Annotated in this window: 15 protein-coding genes; 11 read left to right on the top strand and 4 right to left on the bottom strand. The window is 73.0% G+C overall.

What is annotated here, in order from left to right:
- The first annotated feature begins 10 nt into the window (after nucleotides 1-10).
- From ACIO5E_RS35560 to ACIO5E_RS35575, 4 genes are all read left to right on the top strand, one after another.
- Entirely contained in the window at nucleotides 11-379 is a 369-nt protein-coding gene (locus ACIO5E_RS35560; protein WP_400676036.1) for a DUF742 domain-containing protein, read from the top strand.
- Nucleotides 360-1,121, top strand: coding sequence for a GTP-binding protein (locus ACIO5E_RS35565; RefSeq protein ID WP_400676038.1), 762 nt, complete (start codon nucleotides 360-362; stop codon nucleotides 1,119-1,121). Before ACIO5E_RS35560 ends, ACIO5E_RS35565 begins: the two co-directional genes overlap by 20 nt.
- Nucleotides 1,118-2,362, top strand: a complete 1,245-nt coding sequence (locus tag ACIO5E_RS35570) for a cytochrome P450 (protein ID WP_400676040.1) — start codon at nucleotides 1,118-1,120, stop codon at nucleotides 2,360-2,362. The genes ACIO5E_RS35565 and ACIO5E_RS35570 overlap by 4 nt, the downstream gene beginning before the upstream one ends.
- A 132-nt stretch (nucleotides 2,363-2,494) precedes the next feature.
- Nucleotides 2,495-3,709 carry a cytochrome P450 gene (locus ACIO5E_RS35575; protein WP_400676042.1) on the top strand — a complete coding sequence of 405 codons (1,215 nt, stop codon included), beginning with the start codon at nucleotides 2,495-2,497 and terminating at the stop codon, nucleotides 3,707-3,709.
- Between the two features lie 63 nt (nucleotides 3,710-3,772).
- Here ACIO5E_RS35575 and ACIO5E_RS35580 read toward each other — a convergent pair whose 3' ends face one another.
- On the bottom strand, nucleotides 3,773-4,660 hold the full coding sequence (locus ACIO5E_RS35580) for a transposase (RefSeq protein WP_400676044.1): 888 nt from the start codon (nucleotides 4,658-4,660) through the stop codon (nucleotides 3,773-3,775).
- A 329-nt stretch (nucleotides 4,661-4,989) separates the two neighbouring features.
- On the opposite strand from ACIO5E_RS35580, the gene ACIO5E_RS35585 reads away from it, so the two are divergent.
- The 4 genes from ACIO5E_RS35585 to ACIO5E_RS35600 all read left to right on the top strand — a co-directional run bounded on the left by ACIO5E_RS35585 (nucleotide 4,990) and on the right by ACIO5E_RS35600 (nucleotide 10,355).
- On the top strand, nucleotides 4,990-6,378 hold the full coding sequence (locus ACIO5E_RS35585; RefSeq protein ID WP_400676046.1) for an ABC transporter substrate-binding protein: 1,389 nt from the start codon (nucleotides 4,990-4,992) through the stop codon (nucleotides 6,376-6,378).
- Nucleotides 6,379-6,547: 169 nt separating this feature from the next.
- Complete coding sequence (locus tag ACIO5E_RS35590; RefSeq protein WP_280685032.1) at nucleotides 6,548-7,570, top strand: sugar ABC transporter permease; 1,023 nt, start codon at nucleotides 6,548-6,550, stop codon at nucleotides 7,568-7,570.
- On the top strand, nucleotides 7,567-8,514 hold the full coding sequence (locus tag ACIO5E_RS35595) for a carbohydrate ABC transporter permease (protein WP_280685031.1): 948 nt from the start codon (nucleotides 7,567-7,569) through the stop codon (nucleotides 8,512-8,514). Before ACIO5E_RS35590 ends, ACIO5E_RS35595 begins: the two co-directional genes overlap by 4 nt.
- A gap of 299 nt (nucleotides 8,515-8,813) precedes the next feature.
- The gene (locus ACIO5E_RS35600) at nucleotides 8,814-10,355 is read left to right on the top strand and encodes a DUF4153 domain-containing protein (RefSeq protein ID WP_400676049.1); all 1,542 of its coding nucleotides are present in this window, start codon (nucleotides 8,814-8,816) and stop codon (nucleotides 10,353-10,355) included.
- A gap of 151 nt (nucleotides 10,356-10,506) precedes the next feature.
- On the opposite strand, the gene ACIO5E_RS35605 is transcribed toward ACIO5E_RS35600, so the two are convergent.
- Nucleotides 10,507-12,054 carry an MFS transporter gene (locus tag ACIO5E_RS35605; RefSeq protein ID WP_400676051.1) on the bottom strand — a complete coding sequence of 516 codons (1,548 nt, stop codon included), beginning with the start codon at nucleotides 12,052-12,054 and terminating at the stop codon, nucleotides 10,507-10,509.
- A gap of 365 nt (nucleotides 12,055-12,419) precedes the next feature.
- Here ACIO5E_RS35605 and ACIO5E_RS35610 point away from each other — a divergent pair, with 365 nt between their 5' ends.
- From ACIO5E_RS35610 to ACIO5E_RS35620, 3 genes are all read left to right on the top strand, one after another.
- A complete protein-coding gene (locus ACIO5E_RS35610) occupies nucleotides 12,420-12,971 on the top strand; it encodes a TetR/AcrR family transcriptional regulator (protein ID WP_400676052.1) in 552 nt (183 codons plus the stop codon).
- A 137-nt stretch (nucleotides 12,972-13,108) separates the two neighbouring features.
- A complete protein-coding gene (locus tag ACIO5E_RS35615) occupies nucleotides 13,109-13,807 on the top strand; it encodes a ribonuclease HII (protein ID WP_400676054.1) in 699 nt (232 codons plus the stop codon).
- Nucleotides 13,808-13,907: 100 nt separating this feature from the next.
- Nucleotides 13,908-14,570 carry a hypothetical protein gene (locus ACIO5E_RS35620; RefSeq protein ID WP_400676056.1) on the top strand — a complete coding sequence of 221 codons (663 nt, stop codon included), beginning with the start codon at nucleotides 13,908-13,910 and terminating at the stop codon, nucleotides 14,568-14,570.
- 137 nt (nucleotides 14,571-14,707) lie between these two features.
- Here ACIO5E_RS35620 and ACIO5E_RS35625 read toward each other — a convergent pair whose 3' ends face one another.
- Both ACIO5E_RS35625 and ACIO5E_RS35630 read right to left on the bottom strand, forming a co-directional pair.
- Entirely contained in the window at nucleotides 14,708-15,406 is a 699-nt protein-coding gene (locus tag ACIO5E_RS35625; protein WP_400676057.1) for a hypothetical protein, read from the bottom strand.
- Between the two features lie 359 nt (nucleotides 15,407-15,765).
- Nucleotides 15,766-17,961 carry a RecQ family ATP-dependent DNA helicase gene (locus ACIO5E_RS35630; RefSeq protein ID WP_400676059.1) on the bottom strand — a complete coding sequence of 732 codons (2,196 nt, stop codon included), beginning with the start codon at nucleotides 17,959-17,961 and terminating at the stop codon, nucleotides 15,766-15,768.
- Nucleotides 17,962-17,971 lie beyond the last annotated feature (10 nt).

A 17,971-nucleotide genomic window follows, 5' to 3' on the forward strand; every position in this document is an offset into this window, starting at 1 on the left:
GGGCGGGCGCATGAGCGGCCGGCCGGTGCTGCCGGGCCGCGACGACGACCCGGACCGCCTCTACACCATCACCCGGGGCCGCAGCCGTTCCCCGGAGAACGCCTTCGACCTGGTCACCCTGATCGTCGCCGAGCGGCGGCCGGTGCCGGGGATGCAGTCGGAGCACGCACGGATCCTGCGGATGTGCGAGGCCCCGACCGCCGTCGTGGAGGTGGCCGCGGAGCTGGCGCTGCCGATCTCGGTGGTGAAGATCCTGCTCGGCGACCTGCTGGAGTCCGGGGCGGTCACCGCCCGCCACCCCCGGTTCGCGCCGACGAAGGCCCGGCTGCCCGATCTCGACACGCTGAAGCAGGTGCTGCATGGCCTTCAACAGCTCTGACCCGGCCTCCGGAGGCCCTATCTCCGGTCCCGGCGTCGTGCCCGCCACCGGGCGCACCCCGCTGCGGGCGACGGCCGACAACGCGCTGAAGGTCGTCGTGGTCGGCGGCTTCGGGGTGGGCAAGACGACGCTGGTCGGCTCGGTCAGCGAGATCCGTCCGCTGAACACCGAGGAGGTCATGACCAAGGCGGGGGAGGGGGTCGATCCGGCCGGTGCCTGGGGCAAGCGCTCCACCACGGTGGCCTTCGACTTCGGCCGGATCACCCTGTCGGCGAGCCAGGTGCTGTACCTGTTCGGCGCGCCCGGGCAGGAACGGTTCTGGTTCCTCTGGGACCGCCTGTTCAGCGGTGCGCTCGGCGCGGTCGTCCTGGTGGACACCCGCCGGTTGGAGGACTCCTGGTACGCGATCGACCGGCTGGAGCACCACGGCACCCCGTTCATCGTGGCCCGCAACAACTTCGGCGAGCCGACCCACACGCTGGCGCAGATCCGCGAGGCCCTGGACCTGCCCGCCGAGGTGCCGCTGGTGGACTGCGACGCCCGGGACCGGGAGTCCGGCAAGCGGGTGCTGATCGAGCTGGTCCGCCACCTGACCGCCCTGGCCGAGGCCGCTGCCACCCCGTCGGCCGGAGCCGCCGTCACCGCGGAGGCCGGAGCGGCCGTCACCGCCGAGGCCGAAGCCCCCGCCCCCGCCGAGGCCGAAGCCCCCGTCACCCCGGAGTACGAGGAGAGCACCCCGTGACCGAGCCCGCCGCCACCCCGCCCCCGGGCTGCCCGGCGCACGCCGGGGCCACCCCGCTGTACGGGCCGCGCTTCCAGACCGACCCGGCCCAGCTCTACCGCGAGCTGCGCGCCGCGCACGGCCCGGTCGCCCCGGTCGAACTGGCCGGCGGCGTCCCCGCTTGGCTGGTCATCGGCTACCGCGAGCTCCAGTTGGTGACCGGCCAGCCGCAGCTGTTCGGCCGCGACTCCAGCCGCTGGCACGCCTGGGCGACGCTGCCCGCCGACTGGCCGCTCAAGCCGATGATGGCGCCGGTGCCGTCCATCCTGTACGCGGAGGGCGAGGAGCACGTCCGCCGCTCCCGGGCGGTCACCGACGCGCTGTCCGACGTCGACCCGTACGAGCTGCGCAAGCACGCGGAGGAGATCGCCGACCTGCTGATCGACGAGTTCGCCGGCCGCGGGGAGGCCGACCTGGTCGCCGAGTACGCGCACCGGTTGCCGCTCCTGGTGCTGTGCCGGGTGTTCGGCCTGGACGAGGAGCAGGCGCCGGAGCTGATCGCGGCGTTGCTCACCATGCTGGACGGCGGCCCGGACGCGCCGGCCGGCGCCGAGCGGTTGCTGGAGCTGATGCTCGCGTTGGTGCGGGAGAAGTCCGAGCACCCGGGTGGCGACGTCGCCTCGCGGATGCTGGCGCACCCGGCCGGGCTGACGCAGGACGAGGTGATGCGCGACCTGCGGGTGCTGCTGATCGCCGGTCACCAGCCGTCCTCCTACTGGATCTCCAACGCGCTGCGGCTGATGCTCACCGACGAGCGCTTCGCCGCCTCGCTGGCGGGCGGCCGCCGCAGCATCAGCCAGGCGCTCAACGAGGCGCTCTGGGAGGACACCCCGACGCAGATCTTCGCCGGTCGCTGGGCGACCAGGGACACCCGGCTCGGCGGTCAGCGGATCGCGGCGGGCGACCTCGTCCTGCTGGGGATCGCCGGGGCGAACGCGGACCCGTCGGTGCGCCGGCCGGACGGCCGCCCGGCCGAGGGCAACCGGGCGCACATGAGCTACTCCTACGGCGAGCACGGCTGCCCGTTCCCGGCCCAGGAGGCCGCCGAGGTGATCGCCACCACGGCGATCGAGGTGCTGCTGGACCGGCTGCCGGACCTGCGGCTGGCGGTGGCCGAGCACGCGCTGGTGTGGCGGCCGTCGGCCTGGGTGCGCGGGCTGGTGGCGCTGCCCGTCTCGTTCACCCCGGGCCACCCGGTCTGATCGACACCCCTGTCCTGCCCGGGCGTCCTGCCCGAGCGCCCTGCCCGAGCGAAGGTCCGAGTTCAAGAACCGAGTTCAGGACCGAGTTCAAAGATCGAGTTCAAAGATCGAGTTCAAGGAGAACCGCCGCCGATGACCGCTGCCCCGGCCCCGATCGCCCTCGATCCGCTGGCCCGCGACAGTGCCGCCGAGGGCGCCCTGCTGCGGGCCGCCGGCCCGGTGGTGCCGGTCGAACTGCCCGGCGGTGTCGCCGCCTGGGCGGTGACCCGGCACGCCGAGGCCCGCGACCTGCTGACCGACGTCCGGCTGGTGAAGGACGCCGCGCACTGGGCGGCCTACCAGCGCGGCGAGGTCCCGAAGACCTGGCCGCTGATCGGTCTGGCGGTGCCCGGCCCGAGCATGGTGACCACGGACGGCGCCGAGCACCGGCGGCTGCGGGCGCTGGTGGCGCAGGCCTTCACCCCGCGCCGGGTGGAGCTGATGCGCCCCCGGGTCGAGCAGATCACCCACGCGCTGCTGGATGCCCTGGCGGCGGGGGAGCCGGTGGTGGACCTGAAGTCGGCCTTCGCCTTCCCGCTGCCGATGACGGTGATCTGCTCGCTGCTGGGCGTGCCGGAGTCCGACCACGGCGTGCTGCGGGACCTGTACGAGCGGTTCTTCGGCATCATGCCCGACCCGGCGGGCATCCAGGCGACCGTCGCCGGGCTGAACGCCTTCGTCAACGACCTGGTGGCGCAGCGCCGTTCGGCGCCGGGCGACGACCTGGCGAGCGCGCTGCTGGCGGCGGACACCGAGGGCGGGGCGCTGACCGACGCGGAGGCGGCGGCCACCCTGCGGGTGATCATCGCGGCCGGCCACGAGACCACGGTGAACCTGATCGGCAACGCCGTACGGGCACTGCTGGCGCACCCGGACCAGTTGGCGCTGGTGCGCTCGGGGCAGGTGTCCTGGGACGCGGTGGTCGAGGAGTCGCTCCGCTGGACGCCGCCGACCAGCAACTTCCTGTTCCGCTTCGCGGCGGCGGACGTCGCGGTCGGCGACGCGGTCATCCCGGCGGGCGAGCCGGTGCTGATCTCGTACAACGCGATCGGCCGGGACCCGGCGCAGCACGGGCTGACGGCGGAGCTGTTCGACGTCACCCGGGACCCGACCCGCCACCTGTCCTTCGGTCACGGCCCGCACGTCTGCCCGGGCTCGCCGCTGGCGCGGTTGGAGGCGGGGGTCGCGCTGCCGGCGCTGTTCGCGCGGTTCCCGGGGCTGTCGCCGGCGGTGCCGGACGAGGAACTGCGGCCGAGCCCGTCGCTGGTGGTGAACAGCCTGCTGGAGCTGCCGGTCCGGCTGTACTGACGGATCGCCGCGGTACGGCCCCGTCCGGGTTTCCGGATGCTGTTGGTGAATCCAGGGGCCTGACTACTTCGCCCCGTCGAGTCGTTGCTCGGCGGGGCGAAGTCGTGCGAAGTGGCTTGTGCGGGTGCGCGCCCGGGGAGTTTCGGTGAGGTGGGCGTCGATGCGGGCGAGGTTGATCGCGGCGCCGGTGAGCTGGTGCTGCAGGTTGGTCTTCGCGAGGCCTTGGTAGCGGGACCTGCGCAGGCCGCAGCGTTGGATGCCTTGGGAGATGGTTCCCTCGACCCCTGCGCGGATCTTGTAGCGCTTCTTCCAGTCGTCGGTCTGCTGGAGGGCGCGGGCCTGGCCGATGGCCTGGTGCTCGTCGCGGTGGCGGAAGGTGAGCTCGCGGTGTACCGCCTTCGGCGAGCTGACGCAGTTTCGCAGGGGTGGGCAGGGCCGGCAGCCGGTGGCCGAGAACGCCACCCGGATCACGGGAGTGCCGGGGTGGGACATCGCCTGGCGCCATTGGTCGGTGGTGCGGCCGCCCGGGCAGGCGACGCGCTGGTTGTCCCAGTCGATGGTGAAGGCGTTCTGGGTGAAGGCCCCGTCCTCGGCCGCGGCCTGGGCGGTGGTGTCGGCTCTGATCGGGCCGTGCAACTCGACGCCGTGCTCGCGCCGGGCAGCCACGATCCCGAGGGCGTACTTGAAGTCGATCCTCACCCGCACCGCCTCCGCGACCTGCCGGTCAGTCAGTCCCTCCACGAACTGCAGCACCAGCACCAACGCCAGTCGGCCCGGGGACCAGGCCGGTTTGCCCCGCGTCGGGAACAGGTCGGCGAAGAGCTCATCCGTGAACAACACCCCCAGCTCGTCCCGGACCCGGATCGCCAGGCTCCCCTTCGGGAACGCCGCCCGGGCCACCCGCACCGTCTCCAGCGGGATCCCGCCCTGCTCCCTCGGTCGCATCGACACCACACACCCCCACCACAACGACGAACTCCGGCCTCCGAGAGCAAGTCTCGAAGTCCGGAGTCACTCACCGCAGGCGATCGCTCACAATTCACCAACAGCATCCGGGTTTCCGGGCGGGGCCGCCGGGTTGCCGCGGGGGGCTCCGGGGTCACGGTCGGGACACCGGCGGACGAAGGTCGACGTGGACCTTGGCGGCGGCTGGCGGCTGCGTTAACGTCGTCGGATCGGTTCGTCCGTCGCCCACCCGTGATCTCTGCACGCCCATCTCCGGTACAGCGCAATGTCGTTCAGCCCACAGCCGGCAGCACGCCCTGGCCAGGAGGACCGCATTGACCCTCAACCCGACCGCGTCGTCCAGGAGTTCCGGCCGCCGCCTGGTCGCCGTACCGGCCCTGCTGGCGGCGCTGGCCCTGACCGCGGCCTGTTCCAACAGCTCCGGCGGATCGGGGGGCGGTGGTGGCGCAGCGGCCCCGTCGCTGTCCGGTGACTGCGCCAAGTACCAGCCGTACGCCGGGCATTCGGGCACCACGGTGACGGTGTTCGCCTCGATCCTCAGCCCGGAATCGGACAACCTGGAGAAGTCCTGGGCCGAGTTCGCCAAGTGCACCGGCATCAAGATCGGTTACGAGGGGTCGAACGACTTCGAGTCCCAGCTGCCGGTCCGGGTGGCCGGCGGCAACGCCCCGGACTTCGCGATCATCCCGCAGCCCGGGCTGCTGGCCCAGATGGTGAAGAGCGGCAAGGTGGTGAAGCCGCCCGCCCAGACGGTCGCCAACCAGGAGAAGTGGAGCCCGATCTGGAAGACCTACGGCTCCGTCAACGGCACCTTCTACGCGGCGCCGATGAGCGCCAACATGAAGTCGCTGGTCTGGTACTCGCCGAAGGCCTTCAAGACGGCCGGCTACGAGGTCCCGAAGACCTGGGCGGACCTGACGGCTCTCAGCGATCGGATCGCCAAGGCCGGCGGCGCCAAGCCCTGGTGCGGCGGCATCGCCTCGGGCACGGCCACCGGCTGGCCGGCCACCGACTGGCTGGAGGAGGTGGTGCTGGGCACGTACGGCGGTGACGTGTACGACCAGTGGGTCGGCCACCAGGTGAAGTTCTCGGACGAGAAGATCACCACGGCGATGAAGACCGTGGCCGGCTGGATGCAGAACCCGGCCTGGGTCAACGGGGGCTACGGCGACGTCAAGTCGATCGCCACCACCACCTTCCAGGACGCGGGCGCGCCGGTCCTCACCGGCAAGTGCGCCATGCTCCAGCAGGCGTCCTTCTACGAGGCGCAGTGGCCCAAGGGCACCAAGGTCGGCCCGGACGGCGACGTGTTCGCCTTCCACCTGCCCGCGGTGAACCCGGCGATCCCCAACCCGGTCGAGGGCGGCGGCGAGTTCCTGGCCGCCTTCTCCGGCCGGCCCGAGGTGCAGGCGGTGCAGAACTACCTGTCCAGCGCGGACTGGGCGAGCAGCCGGGTGAGGACCGCGACCGGCTGGGTCTCGGCCAACCAGGGCGTGGACAAGAGCCTGTACACCGACCCGATCGACCGGCTGTCGGCGGACGCGCTGACCGACCCGACGGCGACCTTCCGCTTCGACGGCTCCGACCTGATGCCGGCGGCCGTCGGCGCCGGGCAGGAGTGGAAGTCGCTGACCGCCTGGTTCGCCGAAGGGCAGTCGATCCAGAAGACCGCCGCCGACATCGACGCCGCCTGGCCGCAGTAGCCGCCAGGCCCGGGTCGGCGCCGGGCCCGAGCCGGCATCAGGCCTGAGTACGCGCCGGGCCCGAGCAGGCGCCACCCGGCGTCTCCAGGACCACCTGTCGAGGGCGGTGCGGGGCCACCCACCCGCACCGCCCGCCCCCTTCCCACGAGAGCAGGAGGGACGCACAGCCATGTCCGTACCCGGAACCCCGTCCCCGGCCACCGCGCTCGCCACCGGCGCGTGGGGCGATGCGGCGGTCAAGTTCGGCAACAGCCTCGGCGCCGTCGCGGGCTTCCTCGGCATCCTCCTGCTGGTCTTCTTCGCCGCCGGCCGGGCCAGGGGCCGGCTCTCCCGCCCGCTGGCGGTGGCGGTGTTCCTCGGCCCGGCCGCGGTGCTGCTGCTGGTGGGCCTGGTCGTGCCGCTGATCCGGACGGTCTACCTGAGCCTGCAGAACGACGACGGCAGCCGGTTCGTCGGCGGCGAGAACTTCGGCTGGGCGTTCACCACCGACTCGGTGCAGAAGGTGCTGGTCAACACGCTGCTCTGGCTGGTGGTCGCGCCGCTGGTGGCGACCGGCCTGGGCCTGCTGCTGGCGCTGCTGGTGGACCGGATGCGCGGCCAGGCGGTGTACAAGTCACTGATCTTCATGCCGATGGCGATCTCGCTGGTCGGCGCCTCGATCATCTTCAAGTTCGTCTACGAGTCGCGCGGGCCGGGGCAGCAGCAGATCGGCCTGCTCAGCCAACTGGCCATCGCGGTGGGCTGGGACGACCCCCCGAACTGGATGCTCTCGCAGCCACTGAACACCTTCCTGCTGATGGCGGTGATGGTGTGGGTGCAGACGGGCTTCGCGATGGTGGTGCTGTCGGCGGCGATCAAGGCGATCCCGGACGAGGTCACCGAGGCGGCCCGGCTGGACGGGGCGCAGGGGGTGCGGCTGTTCTGGTACGTCACGGTGCCGATGATCCGCACCACGGTGGTGGTGGTGCTGACCACCATCATGATCATCACCCTGAAGGCCTTCGACATCGTCCGCACCATGACCGGCGGCAACTTCGGCACCCAGGTGCTGGCCAACGAGATGTACTCGCAGTCCTTCGTGCAGTTCAACACCGGTCGGGGCAGCGCCCTCGCGGTGATCCTCTTCCTCGCGGTGCTGCCGCTGGTGGCCTACAACATCGTTCAGCTGCGGAAGGAGCGGAGGGTCCGATGAGCGCTCGACACGGCAAGCCGACCCGCGCGATGAGCGCGCCGCACGCCAATCCGGTCCGGAAGGCCTTCAGCCGCCCGCTGGCCTCGGTCTTCGTCATCGCGGTGACCGTCCTGTGGACGATCCCGACGCTGGGTCTGCTGGTGACCTCGCTGCGCCCCAAACAGGACGTCACCTCGAACGGCTGGTGGAACGCCCTCCTCCACCCGGACCTCGGCCTGGGCAACTACCACACGGTGCTGTTCGAGGGCGGCTCGGGCGTCTCCACCGGGCTGATGCCGTTCCTGGTGAACTCGCTGGCGATCAGCGTCCCGGCCACCCTGTTCCCGCTGGTGCTGGCGGCGATGGCGGCGTACGGGCTGGCCTGGGTGCGGTTCCGGGGCAGTGACACGGTGTTCTTCGCGGTGTTCGCGCTCCAGGTGGTGCCGATCCAGATGGCGCTGATCCCGCTGCTGCGGCTGTTCTCCGGCGGCGCGCACCTGGGCTCGCTGACGCTGATCCCGGCGGTGGACCTGAAGGGCAGCTACGCGCCGGTCTGGCTGGCGCACACGATGTTCGCGCTGCCGCTGGCGGTGTTCCTGCTGCACAACTTCATCGCCCAGTTGCCGCGCGACCTGATGGAGGCGGCGGTGGTGGACGGCGCCTCGCACTTCAAGATCTTCCGTTCGATCGTGCTGCCGCTGTGCACCCCGGCGCTGGCCTCGTTCGCGATCTTCCAGTTCCTGTGGGTCTGGAACGACCTGCTGGTCGCGCTGACCTTCGCGGGCGGCACGCCGGAGGTGGCGCCGATGACGGTCCGGCTGGCGCAGCTGTCCGGATCCTTCGGCGGGCGGTGGGAGCTGCTGACGGCCGGGGCGTTCCTGTCGATCATCGTCCCGCTGATCGTCTTCTTCAGTCTGCAGCGGTACTTCGTCCGGGGGCTGCTGGCCGGGTCGGTGAAGGGGTAGCGAGGGGCGGGGGGCGAGGAGCGAGGGTGAGGGGGGTGAGGGGCCGGCGGTTGGGGCACAGTGGCTGGCCAGGGGTTTCTGAACTTGTTCAGAACTGATTTTTGAACCTGTTCAGAATGGTCTACAGTCGGCTGCAGTCGCGGCGCCGAGCGCGCCCGCCGGCGGACCGCCCCGAGGGCGGCTTCCGCGTGCCCACCGACCACTGAGGGGGACCCGTGTCCGGTCCGTCCACGCCCGCCCCGGCCGACCTGCCACCCGGACCCGGGCCGGCGCCAGGGCATGCGCCCGCGTCCGGACCCGTGCCCGGTCCGTCCTGGGGCGCCGGCCTGCCCGTGCCGCCGTCCACCTCGTGGCTGCGCCCCAGCGAGCCCGAGCGCAAGGCGCCCGCCACGCCCCGGACCCTCCTCCTGGCCCTGCTCACCGGCCTGCTGACGGCCTGGCTGCTGTTCGACGGCCTGGGTGTCAACCTGCTGATCTGCGCCGGGGTCACCGCCGTCGCGGCCGGCCTCGCCGCCCGGTCGGCGGGCCGCCGGATCCGGCCCTGGACGGCGGTGTGGAGCCTGCTGGCCGTCGCCCTGCTCGCCGTCCCGGCGTTCTGGGAGGCGGGCTGGCCGGTGACGCTGTCCGTCGTGTGCGCCCTGGGCCTGGCCTCGCTCGCGCTGCACGGCGGCCGCCGCTGGGCGGGCGTCCTGCTCGCCCTGCCCGCCATCGTCTGGCAGCTGCCGCCCGGCGTGCTCTGGGCGGTGGACGGGCTGCGCAGCCGGAGCCTGCCCGGCCGGGGCCGGATCGTCCCGGTGCTCAAGGCGCTCGCGGTCGCCGCCGTCCTGCTGACCGTCTTCGGCCTGCTGTTCGCCGGTGCGGACGCCGCCATGGCCGACCTGCTGAGCGGCCTCAGCCCCAGCCTCGACCTCGACGAGCTCCCGCTGCGCTCGGTGCTGTTCGCCCTCGGGGTGCTCACCGCCGTGGGCTTCGCCCACATCGCGGCCGGGCCGCGCCGCTGGGACCGTACGGTCGTCCGGCCGGGCCGGGCCCGCCGCCGGCAGGAGTGGGCGCTGCCGCTGGTGGCGCTCAACCTGATGTTCGGCACCTTCGCGGTGATCCAGGGCCTGGTGGTGCTCGGCGGCGCCGACGCCGTCCTGCGCACCACCGGGATGAGCCGCTCCGAGTACGCCCGGCAGGGCTTCTGGCAGCTGAGCGTGATCACCGCGCTCACCCTGGTCGTGGTGGCGGTCGCCAAGCGCTGGGCCCCGCGCAGCACGCCGGCCGACCGCCGGGTGGCGCGGATCCTGCTCGGCGCGCTCTGCCTGCTCGCCCTGGTCGTGGTCGCCTCGGCACTCGGCCGGATGTGGTTCTACGTCGACGCCTCCGGGCTGACCCGGCTGCGGCTCTGGGTGCTGGTGGTCGAGGGCTGGCTCGGCGTGGTCCTCCTGTTGCTGATCACCGCCGGGCTGACCCGCTCGGCCGGCTGGCTGCCGCGCGTCGTCGTCCTCAGCGGCATGCTCACGGTCGCGGTGTACGGGCTGATGGGCCCGGACGCGATCATCGCCGAGCAGAACGTCGCCCGCTTCGAGCGGACCGCCCAGATCGACCTGCGCAACGTCCGCGACCTCTCGCCGGACGCCGTCTCCGCGCTGGACCGGCTCCCCGGCGTCGAGCGGACCTGTGCGCTGCAGCTGATCCACGACGGGCTGGAGCACCACCCGAGGCCCTGGTACGCCACCAGCGCCTCCGCCGCCCGGGCCCGGGAGATCCTGGCGCAGCGGCCGCCGGCGGACCACTGGGCGAACGGGCGCACCTCCTGCGAGCAGGCCGGGCTGACGTACGAGCACCTCCGGCCGTGACAGCGGGTCGGTCGTGGCGGCGGCCGGTCGTGACGGCGGCCGGTCTGACGGAGACCGGTCCTGACACGGGTCGGGAAACGGCCGGGCCGGCCGGGAGCGTGCTGCTCCCGGCCGGCCCGGTGTGGTGCGGTGTGGTGCGTCTCGGTGGAGCTCAGTGCATCGCGACGCCGGAGGCGCCGCTCGGCAGGTCGCTGGCCTTGGCCTTGACCACGAAGACCGCGACCACCAGCGCGACCGCGGCGAGCACGGCGCCCACGATGAAGCCGTGCGAGATGCCCTGGGTGAGGACCGAGTTGGCGGCGTCGGTGCCCTTCGGGAACTCGTGGTGCTGCTGGAGGTAGGCCAGCTGGTCCGGAGTGGCCGACTGCAGGAACTTCGGCTGCTGGATCTTGCCCTCGGCGGTGGCGTAGTGGGCGAAGACCGTGGTCAGGATCGACAGGCCGAGCGAACCACCGATCTGCTGCATCGAGTTGAGCAGGCCGGACGCGGCGCCGGTCTCCTGGCCGGGGACGCCCGCGACCGCGAGCAGCATCACCGGGACGAAGATCAGGCCCATGCCGAAGCCGAAGATGACCGTGGGGCCGAGCACCCCGTCCAGGTAGCCGCTGTCCTTGCTCATCTGGGTCAGCCAGGTGAGGCCGACGGTGACGAGCAGCGCGCCGCCCGCCATGAACGGCTTCGGGCCGTACTTGGCCTGGAGGGTGGAGGCGATTTGCGCGGCGACGATGATCGACACGCTGATCGGGAGGAAGGCCACACCGGCCTTCAACGGGCTGTAGCCCAGCGGGCCCTGCACGAAGAGGGTGATGTAGAAGAAGATGCCGAACATGGCGGCGGCCAGGCAGAGCATCATCACCAGGCCGCCGGTGCGGTTGCGGTTGGCGAGCAGGTGCAGCGGGGTGATCGGCTGGTCGGTGCGGTTCTCGATCACGACGAACGCGGCGAGCAGCAGCACGCCGGCCGCGAAGGAGCCGAGCGTGATGCTGTCCGACCAGCCGTCGGAGGCGGCCCGGATGAACCCGTAGACCAGGCCGACCAGGCCCAGTGTCGAGGTGAGTGCGCCGGGCAGGTCGAAGCGGCCCGCGTGGCGCTCGGACTCGGCGATGTAGCGCGGCGCGGCGAGCGCGATCAGCGCCGCGATCGGCACGTTGACGAAGAAGACCCAGCGCCAGTCGAGGTATTCGGTGAGCAGACCGCCGGCCAGCAGACCGATCGCGGCACCGGACCCGGCCACCGCCGAGAACACGCCGAACGCCCGGTTGCGTTCCGGCCCTTCCTCGAAGTTGGTGGCGATCAGGGCGAACGCCGTCGGTGAACAGATCGCGCCGCCGATGCCCTGGAGCGCGCGGGCGGCCAGCAGCATGCCGCCGTCCTGGGCGAAGCCGCCCAGCAGGGAGGCGAAGCCGAACAGCAGGGTGCCGAAGATGAACACCCGGCGGCGGCCGAGGATGTCGCCCGCGCGCCCGCCGAGCAGCAGCAGCCCGCCGAAGGTCAGCGTGTAGGCGTTGATGACCCACGACAGGTTGGTGGTCGAGAAGTTCAGCGCGTCCCTGATCTGCGGCAACGCGATGTTCACGATGGTGGCGTCGAGCACCACCATCAGCTGCGTGGCCGCGATGACGGTCAGGGTGATGCCCTTGCCCCGGCCTTGGCTGCTTTGCGGTGGTGAGTTCTTGCTGAGCGTGTCGGAGATAGCCACGATTGTGCCCCCTGCTGGCTATGTGCCTGGCTGTGTGCCGTGTGCTTCGTACGCTGCGGACCGACTGGTCCGGCGTGGGCCCGCAGGCTGGCGCGGGCCTAGGAAGGAACGGGATCGTTCACTAATGTGGACGATATCCTGGCCTTGATTGTGAACGCAAGCGTTCCCTAAGGATGGTGGCGATGGATCGGTTGGTGCGGCGCCTGACGGCGGACCGGGCGGCCGGTCGGGCGGGCGCCCGACCGCCAGAGGCGGCGGACGCGCCCCCGTCGCCCTCGGGGGCGGCGCCGGGTCCGGCGGCTCACTGCCCGATGCGGGTCGCCAGGGAGGCCCTCGCGCGGCCGGTGCGGCGGCGGGGGAAGGAGTTGGAGAACGCGATCTTCGAGGCCACGCTCGACCAGCTCACCTCCGGCGGGTACGCGCGGCTGACGATGGAAGGTGTCGCCGGCGCGGCACGGACCGGGAAGGCCGCGCTCTACCGGCGCTGGGCGTCCAAGGACGAACTGGTCATCGACGCCCTGGACTCCACTCTCCCACGCCCCTACGACACCTCCGACCTGGGGTCCGCCCAGCTCGAATTGCGCCAGCTCATCGAGGTGTTCGCGGACGCGATGAACTCCCCGACGGGCGCCGCCATCCAGGCGCTGATGGGCGAGATCGACCATGAACGGGCCGAGGTCTTCAAGGACTTCATCGTCCAGCGGGTGATCGAGCCGACCAAGGAGACCATCCTGGCGATCCTGCGCCGTGGCGCCGAACGCGGCGACGTCCGGCCCGGCGCGGCCACCGCGCTCGTCGCGGATGTCGTCCCGGCGATGCTGCTCTACCAGGTGAAGATCTGCGGCCGGCAGAACATGGGGCCGGACTTCGGGGCCCGGCTGGTGGACGAGGTGCTGCACCCGCTGATCCGCGCCTGAGCGCGGCGCGGGCGGCCCCCGGCGGGTGCGGGCGGGTTCTGTGCGGGTGCGGGTGGGTTCGGGCGGCTGCGGAGAGGTGCCCGGTGGCCGGACGGCGGGGCTTAGGCTGGAGGCTGCCCAGCTGAACGGAATCCGCGATGCCCATCGTCCCGCCGACGCACTCCGTCGAGCGCTCGCTCCGCCGGGCCGGCGCCAAGATCGTCGTCGGCCTGGACGAGGTCGGGCGTGGTGCCTGGGCCGGCCCGGTCACCGTGGGCGCGGCCGTCACCGGCCTGCGCAAGGCCCCGGAGGGGCTGACCGACTCCAAGCTGCTCACCGAGTTGCGCCGCCGCGCGCTCGCCCCGCTCCTCGCCGACTGGGTCACCGCGTACGCGCTCGGCCACGCCTCGCCGCAGGAGTGCGACGAGCTCGGCATGACGGCGGCGCTGCGACTGGCCGCCGTCCGGGCCCTGGAGGCGCTGCCGGTCGAGCCCGACGCGGTGATCCTGGACGGCAAGCACGACTACCTGGGCGGCCCCTGGCGGGTGCGCACGGTGATCAAGGGTGACCAGTCCTGCATCTGTGTCTCCGCCGCCTCGGTGCTCGCCAAGGTCCACCGTGACGGGCTGATGGCCGAACTCGGCGAGGAGCGGCCGGAGTACGGCTTCGCGGACAACGCCGGCTACCCGTCCCCGGTGCACCGCGCCGCGCTGGAGGAGTTCGGCCCTACCGAGCACCACCGGCTCTCCTGGGCGTACCTGGACGGGCTGCCGAAGTGGCGGCACCTGAAGCGCGTTCGGGACGTCGCGGGCGCGGCCGAAGACTCCGCCGACGAACAGTTGACGCTCGGTTTCTGACGGTCCGTCTGGAATTGCCTGGGTGGGGGAGGTGGGTGTCCGGTGCTCAAGGGGTGGGGCGCCCGTGCGCGTTCGACCGGCATTTGATAGATATCCGGGTATGCCTGTCTTCCCCGAGGAGCCGGAGATTCACGAGAGCCTCCCGGGCCCCGGCGTTCCCTTCCCCCGCGAGTCGGACGCACAAGCCCTCCGCGCGCCTGCCAGCAGCGGCGCGACTTCCACCGTACCCACCACCGTCGCCGCCGCTCCGGTGCCCGGCCCCCGCCCGGCACCTCCGCGCCCGGCACCCCCGCGCGCCGACCGTCCCGGTCCGCCGCGGCAGATCCCCAGGTCCGGCCCGGCGCCGCGCCGTCCGGCCGCCGCCGCACCGCAGGTCGAGACCGAGCGCGTCGCCGTCCCCGCCGCGCAGGCGCTGGAGCGCGCCGACGACCTGGTCGACCGGCTGCTCGACGCCGGCCGCAACCCGGGCGACATCCTGGTGCTGACGGTCGGCGAGGCCCACCCCTGGCAGCAGCACGAGCTCTCCTTCGGCGAGGAGCGCTACTGGGCGCAACTCGCCGAGGGCGGGGACGTGTTCTACGCGGACGTCGCGCTGACCCGGCCGGTGCGCCGAGAGGTGGTCGTCCTGGTGCTCAACGGCGGGCCGGCCGCCCGGGCCGCCGAGGCCCACACCAAGGCGCTCGGCCACGCGACCGCGCTGCTCGTGGTCTGCGGAGACCCGGCCCAGCTGCCGCCGGCCCGGCTCACACCCGGCCGGGCGTAACCGCGCCCGGCCGACCGGCCGGCGCCTGACCACGGCTGAGCCACCCCGGGCCCGGCGCCGCACGACGCCGGGCCCGGGGTCGGTCGTACTCCGGTGACGGCGAGGGCTTTCGGCTCCCGGGACACGGGTCGTCGGGGTCAGCGGGTGCCGGTGCGCCGGGCCGGCTGGACAGCAGCGACCCGCGCCGGGGGGCACGGGTGCTCGGGCGGGCGGGAGTGCTGGGCCCGCTCGGCTGCCTGGTGCCGGGCACGCTGGCCGCGCGAGGCGTCCAGCGCCGAGCGCGGCGGCAGTTCCGTCACGGTGTGCACCGGCCCGTCCGCCCACGACCCCGCGTGCGGGTTGCGTCCGCTCCGGCCGTCCCCGAGGATCTGCCAGCCCGCCGGGGTGAGCCCGATGTAGGAGCCGCAGCGCAGCCCGTGCAGGCCGGCCGCGTCCCGCAGCGCCCACATCCAGGCGCCGTCCTGCTCCGTCCAGCCGGGTGCGCCCTCGCGGCAGCGCAGCAGCACGGCCGTCCGGGTCGGTCGGGCCAGCCGCAGGTCGTGCGGAGTGATCTGGCGCAGATGCGTGAGCAGGGCGTTGCGGTGGTGCCAGCCGTCGGTGTCGTGCGGCCAGGGCGTGAACGAGGCCGAGGCGGCCAGGTGGTGCAGCGCGTCGAGGACGGCGACCACGACCGTGCCCGGTTGGGGCAGGTGGCGCTGGTGCAGTTCCAGGACGAACTCGCGCGGGTCGCGCAGCAACGGGATCCCCGAGGCGATCCAGGTCTCCAGGTCCAGCAGCCGTCTGGGCGCCGAACTCCGGGCGAGGGGATGCTGACCTCGGCCGATACCGTTGATCACGATCCTCCTTCCTGACCCACGGGCACGCGGGTACGCGGGTACGCCGAAGGCCGGGTCCAGCGGACAAGGTTTCGGGTACGCGCCAATTCTCGTGGCATAGGGGGTGGAGCGGCAACGATGAAATGATGAACGCCACCCGAAACCCCATGTTCCGCCGGATATGTTCCACCGCTCTCCGAGCGGCGCTCGGGCGGCCTCGGACCTTGATCCAGGCCGCGTGCAGGCTTCGGTGAACCGTCATCGGCACGGTGACCACTCCTTTCCCCGGTGGGGTGTCCCGCGAGTTCGTGGTGGGGCCGTCTTCTCCCTTCGTTAGGCCATTCGAGTGAGTGTCGGGGCGGCGGTCGGCGGCCGCCCGCTCACCCCTGCACAGCCAGCACCAAGGGCAACACCGCGCTCGCTCCGGCGCGGCGCAGCAACCTGGCGGCCACGGTGACCGTCCAGCCCGAATCGACGAGGTCGTCCACCAGCAGCACCGGCCCGCCGGCTTCGGCCACCGCCTGTGCCACCTCCGGCGGCAGCGTCAGCGCCCCGGCCAGCGAGTGCAGTCGCTGGGCGCTGTTGCTGCGCGCGCCGTGCGGCGGCTGACCGCCGGCGTACTCGATCCGGCCGAGCAGCGGCAGCCGCCCGATCTCGCCGATCCGCGCACCGAGGCTGCCGACCAGCTGGGGGCGGGTCGAGGAGGTCATGGTCACCACGCCGACCGGCCGGTCCAGCCGGGTGCCGTCCGCCGTCCCGGGCCCGGCCCACCCGCCCGGGCCGCGCGCCCAGTCGGCGAGCACCGCGACCAGGGCGTCCACCGCCTCCCCGGGCACCGGCACGTCCGGGGCCTGGTCGGCGAGCAGGGCGCGCAGCCGGTTGCCCCAGCCGATGTCGGACAGCCGGCCGAGTGCCCGCCCGTTCTCGGCCTGCTCGCCCGCCGGGATCCGTCCCTTGAGCGGCACGCCGAGGGCGTCCATCCCGGTGGGCCAGAGCCGGCGCGGCTCGAAGCTGACGCCCGGGCGTCCGAGGGCGGCCCGGGCCGCGTCCAGCACCTCGGCGGAGACCTCGGGGGTGTGCAGCGGCCCCGCGCAGTTGTCGCACCGGCCGCACGGCCGGGCCTGGTCGTCGTCCAGCTGGCGGCGCAGGAACTCCATCCGGCAGCCGGTGGCCGCAGCGTACTCGCGCATCGCCCGCTGCTCGGCCTCGCGGGAGGCCGCGACCTTGGCGTACCGGGCGGTGTCGTACGCCCAGCTCTGCCCGGTGGCCGTCCAGCCGCCCTTGACCCGGCGGACGGCGCCGTCCACGTCGAGCACCTTGAGCATGGTCTCCAGCCGGGTGCGGCGCAGGTCCACCCGGGGCTCCAGCGCGGCGGTGGACAACGGGCGGCCGGCCTCGGCCAGCGCGTCGATGGTGCGGCGCACCTGCTCCTCCGGCGGGAAGGCCAGCGAGGCGAAGTAGCGCCAGATCGCCTCGTCCTCGCGCCCGGGCAGCAGCAGCACCTCGGCCCGGTCGACGCCGCGCCCGGCCCGGCCGACCTGCTGGTAGTAGGCGATCGGCGAGCTGGGCGAGCCGAGGTGCACGACGAAGCCGAGGTCGGGCTTGTCGAAGCCCATGCCCAGCGCGGAGGTGGCGACCAGCGCCTTGACCCGGTTGGCCAGCAGGTCGGCCTCGGCGGTGCGGCGCTCGGCGTCCTCCGTCCGGCCGGAGTAGGAGGCCACCGGGAAGCCCCGCTCGCGCAGGAAGGCCGTCACCTCCTCGGCGGCGGCCACCGTCAGGGTGTAGACGATGCCGGAGCCCGGGAGCCGGTCGAGGTGGTCGGCCAGCCAGGCCAGTCGGTGCGCCGGGTCGGGCAGGGCCAGCACGCCCAGGGTGAGGCTCTCCCGGTCGAGCGGCCCGCGCAGCACCAGGGCGCGCTCGTCGGTGCTGCCGGTGCCGAGCTGCTCGGCGACGTCCGCGGTGACCCGGGCGTTGGCGGTGGCGGTGGTGGCCAGCACCGGGACGCCGGGCGGCAGCTCGGCGAGCATCGTGCGCAGCCGGCGGTAGTCGGGGCGGAAGTCGTGGCCCCAGTCCGAGATGCAGTGGGCCTCGTCGACCACCAGCAGGCCGGTGGAGGCGGCGAGCTTGGGCAGCACCTGGTCGCGGAAGTCGGGGTTGTTCAGCCGCTCCGGGCTGACCAGCAGGACGTCGACCTTCCCGGCGGAGACCTCGGCCTGGACCTCGTCCCACTCGTCGGTGTTGGCCGAGTTGATCGTCCGGGCGTGGATGCCGGCCCGGGCGGCCGACTCGACCTGGTTGCGCATCAGGGCGAGCAGCGGGGAGACGATCACCGTCGGCCCGGCGCCCCGGGCCCGGAGCAGGGCGGTGGCGATGAAGTAGACCGCGGACTTCCCCCAGCCGGTGCGCTGCACGACCAGGGCGCGGCGGTGGTCGACCACGAGGGCCTCGATGGCCGTCCACTGGTCCTCGCGCAGGGCGGCGCCGGGCCCGGCGAGCTCGCGCAGGACGGCTTCGGCCCGCGCCCGGACCTCGGCGCGGTCGGCGGTGGCGGTGGTGTGGTTCTCGGGCTGCTGCATGGCGTCCATG

The organism is Kitasatospora sp. NPDC087314, from assembly GCF_044744365.1.
In the GTDB taxonomy this organism is placed as follows: Bacteria; Actinomycetota; Actinomycetes; order Streptomycetales; family Streptomycetaceae; genus Kitasatospora.

Excerpts from the sequence above, each read along its gene's own strand:
- ACIO5E_RS35615 (WP_400676054.1), top strand. The coding sequence starts at position 13,109 with ATGCCCATCGTCCCGCCGACGCACTCCGTCGAGCGCTCGCTCCGCCGG.
- ACIO5E_RS35575 (WP_400676042.1), top strand. The coding sequence starts at position 2,495 with ATGACCGCTGCCCCGGCCCCGATCGCCCTCGATCCGCTGGCCCGCGAC.
- ACIO5E_RS35565 (WP_400676038.1), top strand. The coding sequence starts at position 360 with ATGGCCTTCAACAGCTCTGACCCGGCCTCCGGAGGCCCTATCTCCGGT.
- ACIO5E_RS35630 (WP_400676059.1), bottom strand. The coding sequence starts at position 17,961 with ATGCAGCAGCCCGAGAACCACACCACCGCCACCGCCGACCGCGCCGAG.
- ACIO5E_RS35560 (WP_400676036.1), top strand. The coding sequence starts at position 11 with ATGAGCGGCCGGCCGGTGCTGCCGGGCCGCGACGACGACCCGGACCGC.
- ACIO5E_RS35595 (WP_280685031.1), top strand. The coding sequence starts at position 7,567 with ATGAGCGCTCGACACGGCAAGCCGACCCGCGCGATGAGCGCGCCGCAC.
- ACIO5E_RS35590 (WP_280685032.1), top strand. The coding sequence starts at position 6,548 with ATGTCCGTACCCGGAACCCCGTCCCCGGCCACCGCGCTCGCCACCGGC.
- ACIO5E_RS35620 (WP_400676056.1), top strand. The coding sequence starts at position 13,908 with ATGCCTGTCTTCCCCGAGGAGCCGGAGATTCACGAGAGCCTCCCGGGC.